Annotated in this window: 17 protein-coding genes; 12 read left to right on the forward strand and 5 right to left on the reverse strand. The window is 63.7% G+C overall.

The genetic code is table 11. From position 1 onward, the window contains the following. Window positions 1-16: 16 nt before the first annotated feature. Entirely contained in the window at window positions 17-286 is a 270-nt protein-coding gene (locus tag BVG12_RS13510) for a hypothetical protein (RefSeq protein ID WP_075792839.1), read from the forward strand. On the opposite strand, the gene BVG12_RS13515 is transcribed toward BVG12_RS13510, so the two are convergent. Then, window positions 287-898: an NAD(P)-dependent oxidoreductase gene (locus BVG12_RS13515; RefSeq protein WP_075792840.1), complete on the reverse strand. Its 612-nt coding sequence runs from the start codon at window positions 896-898 to the stop codon at window positions 287-289. A 151-nt stretch (window positions 899-1,049) separates the two neighbouring features. On the opposite strand from BVG12_RS13515, the gene BVG12_RS13520 reads away from it, so the two are divergent. Beyond that, window positions 1,050-1,442, forward strand: a complete 393-nt coding sequence (locus BVG12_RS13520; protein WP_075796354.1) for a winged helix-turn-helix transcriptional regulator — start codon at window positions 1,050-1,052, stop codon at window positions 1,440-1,442. Between the two features lie 48 nt (window positions 1,443-1,490). After that, entirely contained in the window at window positions 1,491-1,682 is a 192-nt protein-coding gene (locus tag BVG12_RS34030; protein ID WP_156895629.1) for a hypothetical protein, read from the forward strand. Here the strand turns inward: BVG12_RS34030 and BVG12_RS13525 are convergent. Both BVG12_RS13525 and BVG12_RS13530 read right to left on the reverse strand, forming a co-directional pair. Next, complete coding sequence (locus tag BVG12_RS13525; protein WP_075792841.1) at window positions 1,675-2,973, reverse strand: MFS transporter; 1,299 nt, start codon at window positions 2,971-2,973, stop codon at window positions 1,675-1,677. The two genes, BVG12_RS34030 and BVG12_RS13525, sit on opposite strands and share 8 nt — an antisense overlap. A gap of 16 nt (window positions 2,974-2,989) precedes the next feature. Further along, window positions 2,990-3,556 (reverse strand): TetR family transcriptional regulator, encoded by a 567-nt coding sequence (locus BVG12_RS13530; protein ID WP_075792842.1) that lies wholly within the window; start codon window positions 3,554-3,556, stop codon window positions 2,990-2,992. A 147-nt stretch (window positions 3,557-3,703) separates the two neighbouring features. Here BVG12_RS13530 and msrC point away from each other — a divergent pair, with 147 nt between their 5' ends. Next, window positions 3,704-4,201, forward strand: coding sequence for a free L-methionine (R)-S-oxide reductase MsrC (gene msrC / locus BVG12_RS13535; RefSeq protein WP_075792843.1), 498 nt, complete (start codon window positions 3,704-3,706; stop codon window positions 4,199-4,201). Between the two features lie 184 nt (window positions 4,202-4,385). Beyond that, window positions 4,386-5,315, forward strand: coding sequence for a transaldolase (gene tal / locus BVG12_RS13540; RefSeq protein WP_075792844.1), 930 nt, complete (start codon window positions 4,386-4,388; stop codon window positions 5,313-5,315). A 65-nt stretch (window positions 5,316-5,380) separates the two neighbouring features. On the opposite strand, the gene BVG12_RS35660 is transcribed toward tal, so the two are convergent. Beyond that, on the reverse strand, window positions 5,381-7,006 hold the full coding sequence (locus tag BVG12_RS35660; RefSeq protein WP_156895630.1) for a methyl-accepting chemotaxis protein: 1,626 nt from the start codon (window positions 7,004-7,006) through the stop codon (window positions 5,381-5,383). Window positions 7,007-7,394: 388 nt separating this feature from the next. Here BVG12_RS35660 and BVG12_RS13550 point away from each other — a divergent pair, with 388 nt between their 5' ends. Beyond that, on the forward strand, window positions 7,395-8,237 hold the full coding sequence (locus tag BVG12_RS13550) for a TauD/TfdA family dioxygenase (RefSeq protein WP_169926815.1): 843 nt from the start codon (window positions 7,395-7,397) through the stop codon (window positions 8,235-8,237). Window position 8,238: 1 nt separating this feature from the next. After that, window positions 8,239-9,654 (forward strand): MFS transporter, encoded by a 1,416-nt coding sequence (locus tag BVG12_RS13555; RefSeq protein ID WP_075792846.1) that lies wholly within the window; start codon window positions 8,239-8,241, stop codon window positions 9,652-9,654. Window positions 9,655-9,667: 13 nt separating this feature from the next. On the opposite strand, the gene tssK is transcribed toward BVG12_RS13555, so the two are convergent. After that, a complete protein-coding gene (gene tssK / locus BVG12_RS13560) occupies window positions 9,668-11,002 on the reverse strand; it encodes a type VI secretion system baseplate subunit TssK (protein WP_075792847.1) in 1,335 nt (444 codons plus the stop codon). 142 nt (window positions 11,003-11,144) lie between these two features. Here tssK and tssE point away from each other — a divergent pair, with 142 nt between their 5' ends. From tssE to BVG12_RS13585, 5 genes are all read left to right on the forward strand, one after another. Beyond that, window positions 11,145-11,624, forward strand: coding sequence for a type VI secretion system baseplate subunit TssE (tssE, locus tag BVG12_RS13565; protein WP_075792848.1), 480 nt, complete (start codon window positions 11,145-11,147; stop codon window positions 11,622-11,624). Window positions 11,625-11,633: 9 nt separating this feature from the next. Continuing rightward, window positions 11,634-13,454 carry a type VI secretion system baseplate subunit TssF gene (tssF, locus tag BVG12_RS13570; RefSeq protein WP_075792849.1) on the forward strand — a complete coding sequence of 607 codons (1,821 nt, stop codon included), beginning with the start codon at window positions 11,634-11,636 and terminating at the stop codon, window positions 13,452-13,454. After that, on the forward strand, window positions 13,418-14,464 hold the full coding sequence (tssG, locus tag BVG12_RS13575; RefSeq protein ID WP_083685022.1) for a type VI secretion system baseplate subunit TssG: 1,047 nt from the start codon (window positions 13,418-13,420) through the stop codon (window positions 14,462-14,464). Before tssF ends, tssG begins: the two co-directional genes overlap by 37 nt. A gap of 128 nt (window positions 14,465-14,592) precedes the next feature. Continuing rightward, window positions 14,593-17,229 (forward strand): type VI secretion system Vgr family protein, encoded by a 2,637-nt coding sequence (locus BVG12_RS13580; protein WP_075792850.1) that lies wholly within the window; start codon window positions 14,593-14,595, stop codon window positions 17,227-17,229. Then, window positions 17,226-19,058: an alpha/beta hydrolase gene (locus tag BVG12_RS13585; protein ID WP_075792851.1), complete on the forward strand. Its 1,833-nt coding sequence runs from the start codon at window positions 17,226-17,228 to the stop codon at window positions 19,056-19,058. Before BVG12_RS13580 ends, BVG12_RS13585 begins: the two co-directional genes overlap by 4 nt. Window position 19,059 lies beyond the last annotated feature (1 nt).

The following is a 19,059-nucleotide window of genomic DNA, read 5'->3' on the forward strand; positions in this document are numbered from 1 at the left end:
CGAAGGAGGATTCATCATGCGTACGACAATGGCAGTGACGCTCGCCCTGCTGCTGGGCGGCTGCGCAACCCAGGCGGAGCGGGCCGCGCAACAGCAGCGCGAAGTGGACGAGATGATCGCGGTGTACGGTCCGGCGTGCGAACGGCTGGGCAATGCGCGCGACTCCGAGCAGTGGCGCTCGTGCATCCTGTCGCTGGACACCCGGAACGCCTTGCGCTACCGGACCGCGCCGACGACGACCACCTGCTTCGGGCATCGCGGCTTCTTCAACTGCTCGACGTTCTGATCAATACCCGACCGTGAACCGCTGGCGCACATGCGCCGGCTTCTCGATCTCGTCGACGAGGGCGACCGCGTAGTCCTCGTACGAGATCGTGCTGCCCTTCTCGCCCACCAGCAGCTCATCCTTGGCCAGGCGGAATTTACCGGTGCGCTCGCCCGGCACGAACATCGCCGACGGCGAGATGAACGTCCAATCCAGGTCGCTCACGCCGCGCAGCGCGTCCAGGAATGCGGCGCCCTTGGTCGCCTCGTCCTTGTACGCGGCGGGGAAATCGGGTTGGTCGAGCAGGCGCTTGCCCGGTGCGACGAACAGGCTGGCCGCACCGCCCACGACGAGATAACGTTTTACGCCGGAGGCGCGCACGGCGTCGATGAGGGCTTGCGGATCGCTGTCGAGGAAGCGCACGGCGCTGACGACGGCGTCGTGGCCCTTCAGCACCCCGGCGAGGCCGGCCGGATCGGCGACGTCGCCGCGCGCCGCGGTCACGCCCGCTCGTGCCGGCACCTTCGAAGGATCGCGGACGATGGCCGTGACCTGGTGGTTGCGCGAAACGAGTTCGTTCAGGATGCGCGTGCCGACGTTGCCGGAAGCGCCGATGAGAGCGATACGTGCCATATGAGACTCCCTAAGTCTTTGGTTGAGAACAGGTCTAAAAACAAGACCGATGAGGCATCTTATGCTAGTCTTCACATGCCGCACAAGAAGTCAGCGCGGCGTGATCAGGTCAGCGCGAACTGACCGCTACCCCGGAAAAATCATGGCCAAGATGAATCTGCTGGCCGCCGACGGCGGCTTCGAACAACCCTGCCCCATCCGCGACGTGCTGGACCGCATCGGCGACCAGTGGAGCCTCCTCGTGCTCGACGCGCTCGAAGGCGGCACAAAACGCTTCAACGAATTGATGCGCGAACTGGGCGACATCTCCAAGCAGATGCTGTCGCTGACGTTGAAACGCCTGGAGGAGGACGGCTTCGTGCGCCGCACCGTGTATCCGGAAGTGCCGCCCCGCGTCGAATACGACCTCACGCCGCTCGGCCACTCGTTCCTCGTGCCGATGCGGGGTCTCGTCGCCTGGGCCGACGAACATCATCGCCTGGTGTGCGAGGCGCGTTCGCAATACCGGACCGCGGCGCCGGCCGTGCGGGCCGCCACGCGCTGATCCCGGCGGCGCGGCGCATCTTCACAAGCCCGTCTGCGAGGCCTGGCGTTGAGATTCCTTCAACTTCACCCGCCATCATGCACCTTCTCGCCGCAAGGCGCCTTCTCGCCACCGCCAGATCGTGCGCGACTCACGCTACGCGGCAAGCCGGGGCAATCCGTGAAGGTGCGGATCGGCGAACGCCTCGCGACCGTCAAGCGCGACCCGGCCGGACGCGCGCGGCTGGCCGCGCTCAGTTGACCGCACCCTCGGCCACCGGCACCGGGGCGGCCACGCGGCGCCGTCCCGCCAGCACGATCAGCGCGGCGACGCCGCACGCCGCGGCCGCCGTGTACAGGGCCGGCGAATACGAGAACGATATGGTGCGGATGCGGCCCGCGCCGTACGCCGCCACGGCCGCGCCGAGCTGGTGGCCGGCGAACACCCAGCCGAAGATCATCGGCGCGCGCTTGCCCCAGGCCTGCGCGGCCAGCTTGACGGTCGGCGGCACGGTCGCGATCCAGTCGAGGCCATAGAACATGGCGAACAGCGACAGGCCCGTGAGCGTGAAGTCGGCCGACGGCAGCCAGGCCAGCGACAGCCCGCGCACGCCGTAATACCAGCACAGCAGATAGCGGCTGTCGTAGCGGTCGGACAGCCAGCCGGACAAAATCGTGCCCACGAGGTCGAACGTGCCCATCATCGCCAGCACGGACGCGGCCGGGACGGCGCCCAGGCCCGCGTCGCCGCACAGCGAAATGAAGTGCGTCTGGATCAGGCCATTCGTCGACAGGCCGCAGATGAAAAAGCTGCCGAACAGGACCCAGAACACGCGGTCGGCGCGCACGCTGGCGAGCGTCGTGAACGGCGTGCGGATCGACACCGGTGCGCGCGCAGGGACGACGGGCGGTACGGTCGTATCGCCGCCATACGGTGCGAGGCCCAGTTCCTGCGGATGATCGCGCACGAACAGCAGCGCGAGGACCGCGACGAGCGCGCAGCTGGCCATCACGGGCAGCAGCGCCATGCGCCAGCCGCCGTGTTCGATCAACCAGGTGCCGATCGGCAGAAAGACGAGTTGCCCCGTCGCCGAGCTGGCGGTCAATAAACCCATCACGAGGCCGCGGCGCTGCTCGAACCAGCGGTTGGCCACGACGGCATTGAGCACGAGGGCCGTCATGCCGGACCCCACGCCCAGCATCACGCCGAGCAGCAGCACGAGCTGCCAGAAGTCCGTCATCTGGCGCACGAGGCCGAGGCCCGCCGCGATGACGGCGAGCGCCGTCACCATCACGTTGCGCAGGCCGAAGCGCTCCATCAACAGCGCGGAGAATGGCCCCATCAGGCCGAACAGCGCGAAGCGGACGGCCAGCGCCGTCGAGATCTGGTCGACGCTCCAGCCGAATTCGTGACTCAAGGGTTTCAGCAGCGCGCCCGGCAGGCCGAGCGCGGCGGACGACGACAGGGCCGTCAGGAAGGTGATCGCGGCGACGAGCCAGCCGTAGTGCAGGCCGCGGCGGCCCATCCAATGGGCGAGACGTGTGGAGAGCATGGGATTCCTTAATCGCTTAGTCGAGCAGGCGCGCCGTGGCGGCGTCCAGGATGTGGTGGGCATAGGCGTCGTCCTCGACGGCGCGCGCCAGCACGAGCGCGCCGACCATCGTGGCGAATGCGGCGAGCGCGTCGTCGGAAGTCGCGTCCGGATCCGCCTTGCGCATGGCGTCGCCAAGGATGTCGACGAACGTCTTGACGCCCGCCTCGAAGTGGCGCGGCAGTTCCGGGCCGTGACGGGCCGCATCCGGGCCGAGCGAGGCGATGACGCAGCCCGTCCCCGCGCGGCCGCGGTGCCCCGGCGTCAGGTAGCGGCGCACGAGGGCCGCGTAGGCGCTCTCGCCCGCTTCCGCCGCCGCGCGGCGCCAGCCGTTAATGCCGGTCTCCAGCGCACGGTCGCAGGCCTGGGCGATGAGGTCGTCCTTGTTCTTGAATTGTTTATAGAACGCGCCGTGCGTGAGGCCGGCGGCGCTCATCAGTTCCGCGAGGCCGATGCCGTCGAAGCCCCGTTCGCGGAACAGGCGGCTGGCGGCGTCGATGACCGCCTGGCGGTTTTCTTCCGCCTGGGTTCGATTGACTCGCATGGTTTCCTCCGGTGTGCGTTTCAATATGGATGTCAATCATAATCCATTTTGATGGATAGATGTCAAGCACAATCTATTTGGGAGCGCACCACCGGACGGCACGCTGCCGTAAAATACGCGCTTTCGACAACGCAGCATCCGTCCGCCATGCACATCAATCCCGAACGCAGCACCCGCCCCGACTACGACCTGCTGGTACGCCAGGTCGCCAGCGTCCTCGAAGGCGAGCGCGACCTCACCGCCAACGCGGCGCAATTCTCGGCGCTGGTCTACGACACGCTCGCGGACCTGAACTGGGCCGGCTTTTATCTGACCGTGCCGAGCAAATCGGGCGACGGCCAGGATCTGCTCGTCGGCCCGTTCCAGGGCAAGCCGGCCTGCGCCCGCATCCCGTTCGGCCGCGGCGTGTGCGGCACGACGGCCGTGCAGCGGCAGACCATCGTCGTGCCCGACGTGCACGCGTTCCCGGGCCACATCGCCTGCGATTCGGCGTCGAATTCGGAAATCGTCATCCCGCTCGTCAAGGACGGCCGGCTGGTGGGCGTGTTCGATATCGACAGCCCGTCGCTGAACCGTTTTTCCGATGAGGACAAGGCGGGGCTGGAGGCCATGGTGGCGGCGTTTTTGGACGCCACCGACTGTTAATACGCATGTGTGTGAAATAACGTCGGGTGGGTATTTGATGCTGGGGCATCAAGCATGTGCCCGCGCGTGACGTTTGCGTATCGCCGACGTTACGCCCGGGCTCGTTTAATTTGAGGCGCCGGCCTCAAATGCTCACCGTACATTTCCGGATACAATAGCTGCCTACACTTCTTTTGCGCCGATCATGAACCAACTCGAACAGCTCAAGCAGTACACCACCGTGGTGGCCGACACCGGCGACTTCCAATCGATCAAGGCCTACGCACCGCAGGATGCGACGACGAATCCGTCGCTGATCCTGAAAGCCGTCCAGAAGCCGGAATACCGTCCGCTGCTGGAAAAGACCATCGCCGACTTCCCGCAGGCGTCGACCGAGGAAATCGTCGATCGTCTCTTGATCGCGTTCGGCACCGAGATCCTGAAATTCGTGCCGGGCCGGGTGTCCACCGAAATCGACGCCGCGCTGTCGTTCGACACGCAAGCCACGGTCGCCAAGGGCCGCGAACTGATCGCCCTGTACGAAGCCGCCGACATCAAGCGCGAGCGCGTGCTGATCAAGATCGCGTCGACGTGGGAAGGCATCCGCGCCGCCGAGATCCTCGAGAAGGACGGCATCCGCTGCAACCTCACGCTGCTGTTCTCGCTGTGCCAGGCCGTCGCCTGCGCCGAAGCGGGCGTGCAACTGATCTCGCCGTTCGTCGGCCGCATCTACGACTGGTACAAGAAATCCACCGGCACCGACTACACGGGCGCGGACGATCCCGGCGTGCAGTCGGTCAAGCGCATCTACCAGTACTACCGCAAGTTCGGCTACAAGACCGAAGTGATGGGCGCGAGCTTCCGCAACACGTCGCAGATCCTGGAACTGGCCGGCTGCGACCTGCTGACCATCTCGCCGGACCTGCTGCAAAAGCTGGCCGACGCCGAAGGCACCGTCGAGCGCAAGCTGGTGGCCGACGCGAATGCCGACATCCAGAAGATCGCGCTGGACGAAAAGACGTTCCGCTTCATGCTGAACGAAGACGCGATGGCGACCGAGAAGCTGGCCGAGGGCATTCGCGCGTTCTGCGCCGATTCCGGCAAGCTGAAAAAGATGATCGGCGAAATGCGCTGAGCGCCGCCTTCGCGCAAATGAAAACGGCAGCCCGCGGGCTGCCGTTTTTCATGACCGGTCAGGAATCAGGCGCGCGCCAGCGCCGGCACCATCTCCCGCTCCGCGCGGCGCGCGGGTAGCTGCGGCGCGTCGAACGCTTCGAGGCGGAACACGCTGACCAGCTGGCCCAGCGCGGCCGCCTGTTCCTGCAGGCTCTGGGCCGTGTGGGCGGCTTGCTGCACGAGGCCCGCATTCTGCTGGGTCACCGTGTCCATCTGCGTGATGGCCTGGTTCACTTGCTCGATGCCGGCGCTCTGTTCGCGGCTCGCATGGCTGATCTCGGCCATGATCGCGTGCATCCGCTGCACGCTCTGGAGCACTTCGTTCATGGTCGCACCGGCTTCGCTGACGAGCAGATTGCCCGCCTCGACCTGCTGCACGGAGCTGCCGATCAATTCCTTGATCTCCTTGGCGGCGGCGGCCGAACGCTGCGCCAGGTTGCGCACTTCGGTGGCGACGACGGCGAAGCCGCGGCCCTGCTCGCCGGCCCGTGCCGCTTCCACGGCCGCGTTCAGCGCCAGGATATTGGTCTGGAACGCGATGCCGTCGATGACGGCGATGATGTCGACGATCTTCTGCGACGACGCGTGGATCGAACCCATCGTGTCGACGACGCGCGCCACGGCGGCACTGCCCTTCTGGGCGACGCCGGCGGCGTTGTCGGCCAGCGCGTTCGCCTGGCCCGCGTGGTCGGCGTTCTGCTTCACGGTCGACGTCAGCTGTTCCATCGACGCGGCCGTCTCTTCCAGCGAGCTGGCCTGCTGCTCGGTGCGCGACGACAGGTCCAGGTTGCCACCGGCGATTTCGTCGGAGGCGTGCGAGATCGTCTCGGTCGCGCCGCGCACGTCGCCGACGATCTTCGCCAGGTTGTCGCGCATGGATTTCATGGCATACAACAGGCTCGATGCGTCGCCGCTGCGCGTTTCCACCCGCACCGACAGATCGCCGGCGGCGATGCGCGTGACGATCTCGGTGGCGTAATCGGGCTCGCCGCCCAGGCGGCGCATCAGCCAGCCCGTGATGAACACGGCGCCGGCCGCCCCCAGCACGACGCAGCCCAGCACCAGCGACACAATCCACACGCGCGACGCGGCGTAACGTTGATTGCCTTCGACCGCCGCGGCGCGGCCGCCTTCGGTATACATGTCGACGATCTTGTCGACGTGGCCGCGGATCGCGACGATCAGCTTGTTCGACTCGCCGCGGATCAGCTTCTTGGCCAGCGCGTCATCGTCCACGCGCGCCGCCGCGCGGATCTTGACGTCCTCGATCATGTAGCGGTCCCACATCTCGAGCAGCTGCGCATACATCTGCTTTTCCTCGGGCGTTTGCTGCAGCTTCACGTAATCGCCCTGCATCTTGCGCAGGTCTTCCAGATCCTTCGCGATGACCTTGTCGTACTTATCCATTTCCGCCTGTTCGTTGGAAATGATGTATTGCAATTCACGTGTACGGATACGGGCGATCTGCGATTTGATGTCTTCGATGACGCGAATACTCGGCATCCAGTGCGCCGACAATTTCATCGAGGTGTCATTAACTTGTGCTAATTGCCAAATCGCGACAATACCGACAAGCGCAGTCAGCGCCAGCACGGCGGCAAAGGCAATTCCCAATTTCGTAGCGAGACGCAGACTTGATAAATATCTCATGTTGACCGTTCTGATATGTTGACTTGCATGTTACAATGTTTCCACCCATCAACTATGATACCCGACTCGGGATGTCTACACATCTTCATTTTCATTCCTGTCGATATTTTGCGACACGACGATCGTTAATTATCTTTTTGTAATAAGGTTATTTCAAGACACAAATACAACGATGTAAATGTCCGATATCTTTTAGAATATCTGTATTTCCATACAGCAACTTCCTGGAGCTTCCATGCTTTCGTCCATTTCCCGCCTCGGCAAAATCGCATTCGTTAAATCCGCCTTTTCATGGAACGCCGATCTCGATTCCATTTTCGAAATATTGTCGAATCGCTTCGATGGATTCAATGACAACGGTTTTTACGCCCATCCCGATGAAGTCGAATTGCGCAAGGAATTGGCGAAAGTCCCGACACTCGCCCATTTGGCCGAAAGCGTGCGCGGCCTGGATGCCCACGGCGTCGTGCTGTACAACCTCGGCCTGGCGCACCTGCCGGAAGATCGCCGCAACGCCGCGCTGTACGCGCTCACGCTGATGCTCGGCTACCCGACCTCCACCGACCAGCGCACGGGGCGCGTCGCCTGGGACGTGCGCGCCCGTCCGCTCGAGGAAATCGACGGCCGCTTCACGACGTTTTCCGAGCGCATCGGCAGCGCCGACATGCACACTGACTCCTCGTTCTATCCGATGCCGGAGGAGCAATTCATCCTGTACGTGGTGAACGCCGCCCGCTGCGAAGGCGGCCATTCGCTGCTGGTCGACGGCGAAGACATCTATCAAACGCTGCAGCAGACCGAGGAAGGCCGCAAGGCGTTCGACCTGCTCAGCACGACGCCGGTGCCGTTCCGCGTCCCGGCCATCTACGCCGCCGGCGACAACAACGTCGAGGTCAACGTGGCGCTCGTGTTCGGTCCTGCCAAACGTCCGGGCACGCGCTTCACGATGCGCTGGCGCTACGACTCCATCAAGAAGGGCCTGGCCGTGCGGCCCGACCTGGACACGCCCGAGCTGCGCGCCGCGCTCGAGTTGATGAACGACGTGGCCGAGAACCGCGCCGCGCGCTTCAAGGACCAGTTGCCCACCGACACGCTGATGCTGGCAGATAACCACCACATGCTGCACGGCCGCACGACCTACACGGACGAGCGCCGCCACCTGATCCGCATCCGCATTTCGGACGTGCCGAACGCCGAGCGCGTCGGCCCGTCGGGCGTCGTCAGGGATTGAAATGACCGAGACCGTGCTTGCCCGCGGCGCCGCCTCCGGCGCGGCGCCACAATCTGCCGCCGTCCCGGCCGACGGCCTGCCGCCCGCGCGCCGGCGCTGGGCGATGACCGCGCTGATGACGGGCGTGTCGATGGCATCGCTCGACACGGCGATCGCCAACACGGCCCTGCCCGAACTGGCCCGGCAGCTGCACGCCGGCGCCGCCGCCTCCGTCTGGATCGTCAACATCTATCAACTGGCGATGGTTGCTACCCTGCTGCCGTGCGCGGCGCTGGGCGAACGCATCGGCTACCGGCGCGTCGCGACGGCCGGACTGGGACTGTTCACGGTGGCGTCGCTGTTGTGCGCGCTGGCGTGGAACCTGCCGCTGCTCGTGGCCGCGCGCCTGCTGCAAGGCCTCGGGGCCGCCGCACTCATGGGCGTGACCACGGCCATGATGCGCGCCATTTATTCCTCCCGCCAGCAGGGCCAGGGCTTCGGCCTGAACGCGCTCGTCGTAGCGGTGGCATTCGCCGTCGGGCCCACGCTCGCGTCGCTGATCCTCGCCCTGGCCTCATGGCCGTGGCTGTTCGCCATCAACGTGCCGATCGGCGCTGCCGCCTTGATACTGGCGCGCCGCGTCCTGCCCGATAACGCCCCGGCCACGCACGGCTTCGACGCCTTTGCTGCGCTGTGCAATGCGGGCGCGTTCGGCCTGTTGATCCTGCTGCTGGGCGATGCGGCCCACGGCGCGGCGCCTGTACGCCTGGCCCTGGAAGCGGTGGGCACGCTCGCCTGCTTCGCACTGCTGCTGCGGCGCCAGCGCGGCCACGCGGCGCCGATCCTGCCGACCGACCTGCTGGCGCGGCCGCTGTTTGCGCTGTCCGCGCTGACGGCCGTGTGCACGTTCGCCGTCCAGAGCCTGGCCTTCGTCGCCCTGCCCTTCCACTTCGAGCAGGTGCTCGGCCGTTCGCCCGTCGAGACGGGCTTCCTGCTGACGCCCTGGCCCGTCCTGGTCGGCATCATGGGACCGGTTTCCGGCCGCCTGTCCGACCGCTACGCGTCCGGCCTGCTGGCCGGTATCGGCCTCCTGGTGCTGTGCGGCGGCGTGCTGGCGCTGCTGTGGATGCCGGACGCGCCGGGCACGGTCGATATCGCATGGCGCATGGCCGTGTGCGGCGCCGGGTTCGGCCTGTTCCAGGCGCCGAACATGAAAGCGATCATGGGCAGCGCGCCGCGCGAACGGGCCGGCGGCGCGAGCGGCATCGTCGCCACGGCGCGCCTGACGGGCCAGGCCTGCGGCGCCGCGCTGGTGGCCGGCTGCCTCGTCCTGTCGGAGCGCCACGGCACCACGTACGCCCTCGCGGCGGCGGCGGCCATCGCCCTGCTGGGCGCGGGCATCAGCTTCGCGCGGCTGCACAAACGCGTGCAGGGGTGACGCGCGCCCGGGGTCACTGCGTGAACGCGATCAGTTCGATGTTCAATTCACGCATCCCGGCCGGCGCATAGATCGCGATCGCTCCCGCTTTCAGCGCATTTTCGTAGAGGCCGTTCCTGGTCGACACCGAGAAGTAATAGGTGTCGGGTCGGACCGGCACCGCGGCCGGCACCTGCGGCATGTGCGTGAGCGTGATGCCGGGCAGTGCCGACGCCACGATCCGTTCGATATCGTCGGGCGATCCGATCTTGAACCGGATCGGTACGGCGGCCACCAGTTCGAGCGCCGGCATGTCCGCGCTGACGGCAAGGCACAGCTGCGTGTCCGGGGTCAGTGTCGACGCATCGAGTGCGCCCCTGTAGTGCGTGCGGCGATTGTCCTCCGCAATGAGCGGAATGGTGAAGTACTTGGCCGAGATGACGGTATCGACGAGATCCCGGATCACGGCATCGAGCTGCGCGAACGTGACGCCGGGGTCCGCATGGTCGTAGGCCGGCAGATCCGACGTCGTGTACCTGTCCGAAAAGGTCATCAAGCCACCGGCAAGCGCGAGCAGCTTTTCGTACAGCACCTCGGGATGCTGTACGCGGGAACGCGCACAGTGCTGCAGGGACGCGTTTGCGGTACTGACGATGTTCAGCATCCACCAGGACGTGATGTCGCCGGCATGGACCTCGAACGTGGACGCGTTCGTCTTCCGGTGCGAGGCGTGCAGCGACACGATCTTGGCGGCCAGTGCGCTCATCAAGCCATCGAGCAGCTGCTGGAGCGGACGGGCGGCGCTGACCGCGACGGACGGCGGGACGAACGCCGGATCCACCTCGAAACCGCCGCGCGGGGCGCGATGGATGCGCAGCACGGGAAAACCGACATGCCCATCCCGCGGCTCGGCATGCGACAGCAGCCGCACCCGTTTCTTCAGGAATGGCACCTCGATCGGGACCGCATCGCTGAACAGGTCCGCCGTCTCGGATTCGGCCAATGCATAGCGGCCGCCCTCCTCGGCATTGGCCCCATGGGGCCTGATGGTGGGAAGCGCGGCGTAAATCGTGAAGGTATTGATTTCCTGGGGCAGCCGGGTCAGGTCGAGCGGGACCGGCAACAAGTCCGTCGCGGGTGCCTCGTACACCGCGCCGTCCTGGAAGATCAGCGACATGGCCTGGGCTTCGAGCAGGTGATGGCCGAGTCCATCCATATTCCATTGCAGAAGGCGGACGCCCCAGAAATGCGGATTGAGCGCCGACGCCATCCTGAGCAGCCGGGTCTCGTGGTACAAGTCCTGTCGTTGGAAATGCTGGGGCCCCAGCGTCAGCCCTTCGGACCATAAGATCTTTGCTCCCAAGCTCATCGCTTCCTCCTCGTTCCAGGGTCAATCCACAAAGACTGCCTCGTCCCCTGCATAGGTCTGTTGAGAGGACGCAACTTTGTTTTCGACAGGACGGGAATAATGGCGCTTCCTGTGCCTCACGACGGCTTGAAAGGAAACCAGCATGCGGAATTTCACGCCAGGGTTGTTCGACCGTTTGGATGCCGATGACGACGTTCCATACCGCGAGTTCCGTGCACCCGCCAAAAAGAGCGACGAATGGAAGGAGAGCATCACCCGCGACCTGGAAGCGCTCCTCAATACCCGTTCCGCCCTGCTCCCCGACATGCTGGCCGGCTATCCCGAGGTCAGCGGCTCGGTCGTGAACTATGGCCTGATCGATTTCGCCGGCATGTGCATGACGAGCGACGTGGACCAGAAACGCATCTGCACCGCGGTCCGGCAGGCGATCGAACGACACGAACCGCGGCTGCACAAGGTGACGGCGACACTGCAGCCCCGGAAAGGCGCCATCAACCGGGTCGACTTCGTGATCACCGCCCAACTGAAGAATGCACCGGTGGCCGATCCGATGCATTTCAATGCCGTGTTCCAGCCGTCGCTCCAGCGGTACGCGATCCAAAGCGTGCGTAGCGCGCCTTAAGGCAAGACCATGGACGAATTGTTTGCGCAATACGAACGCGAGCTCGTCACCATGCGGCAGCTTTGCCGCGAATACGCCGAGCGCTACCCCAAAGTGGCGGCCAAGCTGCAGCTCGGCGGCGACGCCTGCGACGACCCGCATGTTGAGCGCCTGATCCAGTCCGTCGCCCTGCTCTGTGCCCGGGTGTCGAAGCGGCTGGACGACTCCTATCCGCAATTTACGGAGGCATTGCTCAACCTCCTGTTTCCGCACTACCTGAAGCCGTTTCCGTCCTGCGCGATCGTGCGCTTCGTTCCAACCGGCGCCGGCACGGCAAAGTTCCCGCGGGGGACACTGCTCGAGTCGGCGCCCGTCCGCGGCGTGCACTGCAAATTCCAGACCGCATATGATGTCGGGCCGTCCCCGGCCGCCATTACGTCCGCCTGGTTCGATGCGCTCATCCGCGCACCGTCTGCGACGCGGCTCCCGCCGGGCATGGCGACGGCTATCGGTATCGAATTCACGGTCTCGGCCGCATTCCCCGCCGGCACGCCCGCCCCCCTGAGGATCTATCTCGACGGTGATACCTCGTTCTGCGCAGCACTGCGCGATGCGCTATTCATGCGCGCGGCATCGGCGTACGTCCAGGCAGGAGCGGACGAGGCATGGCTGCCGCTCGCCGGGATACCGATCGCGGCGGTCGGCTTTGCCGACGACGACGCCCTCATCCCGTTCGATGCCCGCTCGCACGGCGCCTACCGGATTCTTGAGGAGTATTTCGCTTTCCCGGAGAAATTCAATTTCTTCGACATCGACCTGGCCGCGCTGTGCGCTCGGCTTCCCCCGGATTGCAGCCGTTTTACGCTGCACCTGGCGCTGGCGGGCGTCGCACCGGGCTCGGATCAGGCAAGGATGCTTGCCGGCCTGTCGGCGCAAAGCCTCCTTCCTGGCTGTACCCCGGTCACCAATCTGTTCAGGCAGCCGGGAGTGCCGATCGGATACACCCAGCGAACCGCGGACTACACCGTACTTGGTCATCCTGCTCATGCCGCGGCGTACGAGGTGTATTCGGTCGACAGGGTCCACATGGTGCAGCAGCGGGGCAAGGACATCGCACCCATCGAATTTCGCCCCTTCTATGCGCTCCGCCATGGTGAGAACGATGGGCACAAGGGACGCTACTGGATCTTGCGCCACGACGACACGCTCGCAGTCACCAGCCCGGGCCATGAAAAAGTCATCTCGCTCGTCGATACCCACGGCGAACCGCTCGCGGTCGAGCAAACAACGCTCTCGATCGATCTCACCTGCACCAACCGGGACCTGCCCTGCCTGTTGAAATGCGGGTCGCCTGACGGCGACCTGGCCATTCCCGGCGCGGCACAGGGCGCGAGGATACGTTTTCTTCGCAGGCCCACGCGTCCCCATCGTCTCGCAAATGGCCAAGGCATCCACTGGCGCCTCATCTCCCACCTGACGCTCAACCATCATTCCCTGGCACAAGAAGGGGCCGATGGCCTGCGGGAGATGCTGACGTTGTACGACGTAACCGGCTCGGCGGTATCGCGGCGGCAGATTGCCGGCATCGTTGGGCTTGAACACGCCGAGACGACCGCGTGGATCAGGCACAAGCGCGGGTCATCCCTGGCGCATGGGACCGAAGTGCGCCTGACAATCGACGAAGACGCTTTCGTCGGCGCCAGCCTGCACCTGTTCGTGCAAGTCATCGACCAGTTCTTTGCGTTGTACGTCCAGATGAACAGTTTTATCGAGCTGGTGATCCTGTCTCATCAATCCGGGGAGGAGCTGTTCCGATGCAAACCGCGAAGCGGCAGCATGCCACTGTCATGATCGAACACCTGCTCGCGGCGCCGCACCGGTACCGGTTCGCACAAATGCTGAACATCCTGCTCCGGACGCTGCGCCGACAGGGCATCCCGTACGCCCAGGCGTTCAACCGGGTACTGCGCTTCCGTAACAGCCTGTCGCTGGCTTTTCCGGCGAGCGAGATCGAGAGCGTGCAGGTCGAACTGGCCGACGCCGCCGGCACGCCTCGCATTTACATCACCTCCGCGTTCATCGGACTCCTGGGCGCAAGCGGCACCCTGCCCTTCCACGACACCGAACGGGCAGCCGCCAAGGAAGGCCGGGGTGCCGACGAAAGCTGGAAGCCGTTCATCGATCTGTTTTCGAACCGGGCCATCGGCCTGTTCTACGAGGCGTGGGGAAAATACCGTGTCGAACAGGGCCTGAATACGCGCTGCGAGGATGATCTGTTGCCGCTGCTGAATGCGCTCGGTGGCCTCCGGCCGAAGAGCTTCGGCCCCGCCAGGCCCTACGCATCCATTTCCTCGGAAATCGCCGGCTTCTACGCCGGAGCGCTCAGGACGCGGCCGATCGCTGCATCGACCGTGGAGCGTGTACTCAGCGAATATTTTGGCGTTCCTGTGCGTCTCGAAGAATTCGTCGGCGCCTGGGATCCGATACCGGCGAGGTTCCGCAGCACCCTCGGCGTCACCGCCCCCACGCTCGGCATCGGTGCCGCCTTGGGGGCACGCGCGTGGCGCAACGATTTGCGTGTCCGCCTTCATATCGGGCCCCTCGATGAGGACAAGGCGAAGGATTTTCTGCCGCATGGACGGTCTCACGCTGCATTGAAGGAGATGGTCGGTTTGTTTGCCGTGCCTTCCGTGCAGTATGAAATCAGGCTCGTGCTGGGGAAGCCGTGCCTCAAGCCGCTGACCTTGAGGACCAAAGGGCTGGATCGGAGACGCTTGGGCTGGAACTGCTTCCTGACTGGCGCGGAAGGCAAGGCGAGCCGGCCCGATGTTCGGTCTGTCCTGCGGCTGACGGGACGATAGGTCCGAGGTGCCCGTTTACGATTACAAAGCAGAGGTCGCTTTTTGCTGCTGATCAAGATTGCCCGTCGTCCTGTTGAGTACCTTAACCGACGGAAAATCAGATACCTGAAAACCATCGGAGGCACGACATGGATGGGAGCCAAGCGATCGCGGCGGGAACTGCGCTGTCGGTATTCAGTCACGATGCACAGCATGACCGCCTGATGCGCCTGGCCTTCCCCCGGGGTGACGGGCCCGACGCCGTTCTCCTGCCGAACCGGCTGACGGCGCACGAGGAAGTCTCCCGATGCTTCCGCTTCGAGGTCGAACTCCTGTCCGATGACGCACGGATTCCGTTGAAGGCGATGATGGCCAGGATGGTGACGATTTCCGTTGTGCGCGAAGACGGCTCGTTGCGCTACTTCAACGGCTACATCACCGAATTCCGGTTCCTGCGCACCGACGGCGGTTTTGCGTTCTACCACATGGTGCTGGAACCGTGGCTCGCATTCGCCAGACTCCGCAAGGACAACGTGTCTTTCCACGGCAAGAGCGTCATCGAACTGACCGAATTGACCTTCGCTCATTACCACCAGGCCGACTGGCATGTGGTCATGACCGGCGACGACCCGCGGATGACCTGCGTGAACCAGTACGACGAAACCGACTACAACCACCTGCACCGCCGCTGGGAAGACCTCGGGCTGCACTATTGGTACGAGCACCGGGCGGATGGACATACGCTCTGGCTCGGCGACAAGAGCACGCTCGCGCAGCCGATCGATCCGACCGGGATCGACGATTCCGGCGGGATCCCGTTCCGCGACAAGGCCGGTTCGCTCGAGGACGACGGCATCCGGGAATGGAGTCCGGTGCGACGCGTCGGCTCCGGACAGACGACCCTGGCCAGCTTCGACTACAAGAACCCGGTTGCGCAGCGCTCGAGCGCCGAGTCCCTGAACAACCAGGGTGACGTCTTTCCGTACGAGGTCTACGAGAACACGGGTTCATATGGCTTCCGCACTCACAGCGATGGCGAGAAGCTCGCGCAGCAGCGCATGGACGAGCACGACGCGAACACGCAATATTTTGAAGCGCGCGGCAACGATCGTACCGTCCAGCCAGGCCGGTGCTTCAAGCTCGGCGGCCACTTCAGCGCCGACCTGCAAGCCGCCAGGAACGGCGAAGCGCCGCGCGGCAGCATCGCCGACCGGGCTTACCTGATCCTCTCCGTCGACCACGAAGCCAGCAACAATTACCAGGCTGGGCCAGGCGCGCCATCGAATTACGAGAACAGCTTCCGGTGCGTGCGCAAGGATATCCAGTGGCGTCCGGGCCGCAACCATAACAGCCAGCCCTGCACCTGCCCCGCCATCCAGACGGCCATCGTGGTCGGGCCCGCCGGCTCTGACATCCACACCGATGGCTACGGGCGGGTCAAGATCCAATTTCACTGGGACAGGCTGGGCAATTACGACGAGAACAGTTCTCCCTGGCTTCGCGTCATGTCGCCGGGTGCGGGCAGCGAATTCGGGAATATTCGTCTGCCGCGGGTTGGTGAGGAAGTGGCGGTGGTTTATCTCGACGGGAATATTGATCATCCTGTGGTTCTTGGCGCGCTGTACAACTCCACCCACATGCCACCGTGGCAGTTGCCTGAGCAGCAGGCCTTGACCGGTCTGCGAAGCCGAGAACTCCAGGCGGGCGAAGGAAGCGGCAGAGGCAATCACCTGGTGCTCGACGACACGGCCGGCAAGATTCAGGCGCAGCTGAAAAGCGATCATCAGTGCAGTCAGCTGTCGCTGGGGCACATTACCCGGATCGAGGACACGACCGGCCGAACGGAACCCCGCGGCGAGGGGTGGGAACTGGCCACAAACGCGTGGGGCGTTGCACGTGCGGGCCAAGGCATGCTCATCACCACGGAAGCGCGGCCGAACGCTGTTTCCCACATCAAGAATATGGGTGAAACGATTCAGCGGCTGTCGACGGCGGCAGACCTACAAGAGCAGTTGACGGGGATGGCGCAGCACTATGGCGCTCAGGAGAAGCAGGAACCCCAGCAAGCGGACGCCGTTGAGGACCTCAAGTCCCAGAACCAGGGCATCCGGGGCGGCGGCAAAGGAGAGTTCCCGGAATTGACCGAGCCGCACCTTATCGTCGCGAGCCCGGCCGGGATCGAACTCAGCTCCGCGCAATCCACCCACATCGCCAGCAGCCGTCACACCGCCATCACCAGCGGCAAAAGCCTGTCGATCGCGAGCGTCGACGGGCTTTTCGCAAGTATTGGCAAGACCTTTCGGCTATTCGTGCACAAGGCCGGCATGAAGCTGATCGCTGCCGGAGGCAAGGTGTCCGTGCAAGCGCAAGAGGATGACGTGGAGGTCATTGCCAACAAGGTCCTTGAACTACTCAGTGAGACGGATTGGGTTGATATCCGCGGCAAAAAAGGCGTGCGGCTGCATGGCGTGAACAACATGGTCGAGATCGGTGAGCAGGTCCAATTCTTCACCTCTTCACCTGTGCTATTCCACGGCAACCTGGAAACGTTGCCTGCAAAAAGCGTATCGCAGGCTTTCAATGAACGCTCGTCCGACTATCGATTTGACCAGGAGGTCAACTTCGTCAACGCGAATATGAAACCGGAGAAGAACATCGCTTACGAACTCGTGCGCGGCGATGGAACAGTCATCGACGGAAAAACCTCAGCCAGCGGCAGCACCCAAGTTCAGAAATCAGGCAGTTTCGACTCCTACACCATCCGCTACAAGGGCGAATTACCATGAGCGACCAATCCGGACTGAATGAGCGAGGAAATCACCAGGGCGAATTCACGCAGGGTGTCGGCGGATGGGCCGAATACACGGTCTACATGACGGAAACATCTGACACAATCCGCCACGATGTCAAGCTACCGCCGCGCAAAGTTCTTCCTGTGATTTTCCTGCCAGGCGTGATGGGCAGTAACCTAAGGCTAAGCAGGGAACGGCAGAAAAAGCTGGACCGACTAGACAACCGGTCGTGGCGGCCGGACGATATGGTCGGCATCGTGAACGAGGTAGGTCTTGCGGCTTTCGACACTGACATTGGCGGATGGTACAAAAACGCCACGCCGGCGCAACGGCAACTCATGCTCGATCCGAACGAGACGGAAGTCGAGTACTACCACTATACCGAGAGCAAAGGACGTTTTGATCCCGAGGGCAAGGAAACGCTGGCGGCGGACCAGCGACATCAAAATGTTCCTGACAGTCTCCAGCCCATCCCACCCTTGATGGGGCCATCGCTACGAACGGGCCACCTGCCCAATCGCCGGTCGGCTACCGCCAAGCGCGAATCCCCGGCGCAGATAGCAAGATGGCGCGGCTGGAGCGAAGTCTTGTTCAAAGGGGCTTATGGCCAGATGTTGACAACGGCTGAAAGCTATCTTAACAACATGTTCGTTCATGACCGGATCAATCCGAATTGGCAGCGAGTCCTCGCAAACCCGAGCACCTTCGGCGCCGTCGATTTTGATACTGCGTTGACCGAGAAAGATCTGCGCAAAGTCGCCGCTTGCTGGTATCCGGTCCACGCCATGGGCTACAACTACCTGAAGAGCAACGGCGAATCTGCAAAGGTAATCGCAGACCGCATCCGCGGGCTTGCCACAGGCTACCAGAAACGGGGTTTCCAATGCGACGAGGTGATTATCGTAACGCACAGCATGGGCGGTCTTCTCGCACGCGCGCTCATCCATCCGAAGTATGGAAATCTGCTCAACGACCCCAGCGTCAAGGTACTCGGCATTTACCACAATGTGATGCCGACCATGGGCGCCGCTGCGTCCTACAAGCGCACGCGATTCGGCTTCCTTGAAGGACCTGGAACGATTGCTGAAATCGGGGCACGCGTTCTCGGAATCGATGGGCAAAATGCGACCGCCATCCTGGCCAATGCACCTGCTGCCCTAGAATTGTTTCCTGGATCGGCCTACGGCAAGGCGTGGCTCAAAGTTTTGGATGGATCAGGGCGCGAGATGTGGAGTTTGCCTAGTAACGAGGAAAGCGCCTTGGAAAGCATTTATCTGCAGCCTGCAGACAAGTGGTGGCGGCTATTCAATCCAGATTGGGTCAATCCCGGGCGCGTGAAAATAACAGCCGGCGGAGGCATTGAAGCCGTGCTGAAACGGGTTGAACTGGCTGCCAGGTTTGTCGAGGACATTAGAGCTACTTTTCACCCGACCAATTGCTATGCCAGCTTCTGTTCGTCGCCGGAACGCCCCAGCTATGGCGAGATCATTTTCAAAGTAGCCGACCGCGAAGTATGGGATGCCCGCAGCAACGACCTTCCCCCGGTCGAGAGCTGGAAGCTCTTGAGTGACGATGCCAGAGGGACGCTGAAAGTCCAGGCCGGCGCGCGCATGCTGACCCTCACGCTCCAGCCGCCAACAGCACCTGGGGACGAGACCGTACCCGCTGAGCGCTCTGCCAAACAGATCGTTGGCAAACTGTTCGTACACGGCCAAACTAAGGGCAAAAGTTACGAACATCAGAACAGCTACTCCGACCGTGACGTACTGGCGTCCCTGCTGTATTCCATCGTACAAATTGCCAAGACAGCGAAATGGGAGTGAT

Origin of the sequence: Massilia putida (assembly GCF_001941825.1) — a bacterium.
Lineage (GTDB): Bacteria > Pseudomonadota > Gammaproteobacteria > Burkholderiales > Burkholderiaceae_D > Telluria > Telluria putida.

Coding starts and splice junctions, on each gene's coding strand:
- BVG12_RS13525 (WP_075792841.1), bottom strand. CDS start 2,973: ATGCTCTCCACACGTCTCGCCCATTGGATGGGCCGCCGCGGCCTGCAC.
- tssF (WP_075792849.1), top strand. CDS start 11,634: ATGGACGAATTGTTTGCGCAATACGAACGCGAGCTCGTCACCATGCGG.
- BVG12_RS13515 (WP_075792840.1), bottom strand. CDS start 898: ATGGCACGTATCGCTCTCATCGGCGCTTCCGGCAACGTCGGCACGCGC.
- BVG12_RS13580 (WP_075792850.1), top strand. CDS start 14,593: ATGGATGGGAGCCAAGCGATCGCGGCGGGAACTGCGCTGTCGGTATTC.
- BVG12_RS13520 (WP_075796354.1), top strand. CDS start 1,050: ATGAATCTGCTGGCCGCCGACGGCGGCTTCGAACAACCCTGCCCCATC.
- BVG12_RS13555 (WP_075792846.1), top strand. CDS start 8,239: ATGACCGAGACCGTGCTTGCCCGCGGCGCCGCCTCCGGCGCGGCGCCA.
- tssG (WP_083685022.1), top strand. CDS start 13,418: ATGCAAACCGCGAAGCGGCAGCATGCCACTGTCATGATCGAACACCTG.
- BVG12_RS35660 (WP_156895630.1), bottom strand. CDS start 7,006: ATGAGATATTTATCAAGTCTGCGTCTCGCTACGAAATTGGGAATTGCC.
- BVG12_RS13585 (WP_075792851.1), top strand. CDS start 17,226: ATGAGCGACCAATCCGGACTGAATGAGCGAGGAAATCACCAGGGCGAA.
- msrC (WP_075792843.1), top strand. CDS start 3,704: ATGCACATCAATCCCGAACGCAGCACCCGCCCCGACTACGACCTGCTG.
- tssE (WP_075792848.1), top strand. CDS start 11,145: ATGCGGAATTTCACGCCAGGGTTGTTCGACCGTTTGGATGCCGATGAC.
- tal (WP_075792844.1), top strand. CDS start 4,386: ATGAACCAACTCGAACAGCTCAAGCAGTACACCACCGTGGTGGCCGAC.
- BVG12_RS13510 (WP_075792839.1), top strand. CDS start 17: ATGCGTACGACAATGGCAGTGACGCTCGCCCTGCTGCTGGGCGGCTGC.
- tssK (WP_075792847.1), bottom strand. CDS start 11,002: ATGAGCTTGGGAGCAAAGATCTTATGGTCCGAAGGGCTGACGCTGGGG.
- BVG12_RS13530 (WP_075792842.1), bottom strand. CDS start 3,556: ATGCGAGTCAATCGAACCCAGGCGGAAGAAAACCGCCAGGCGGTCATC.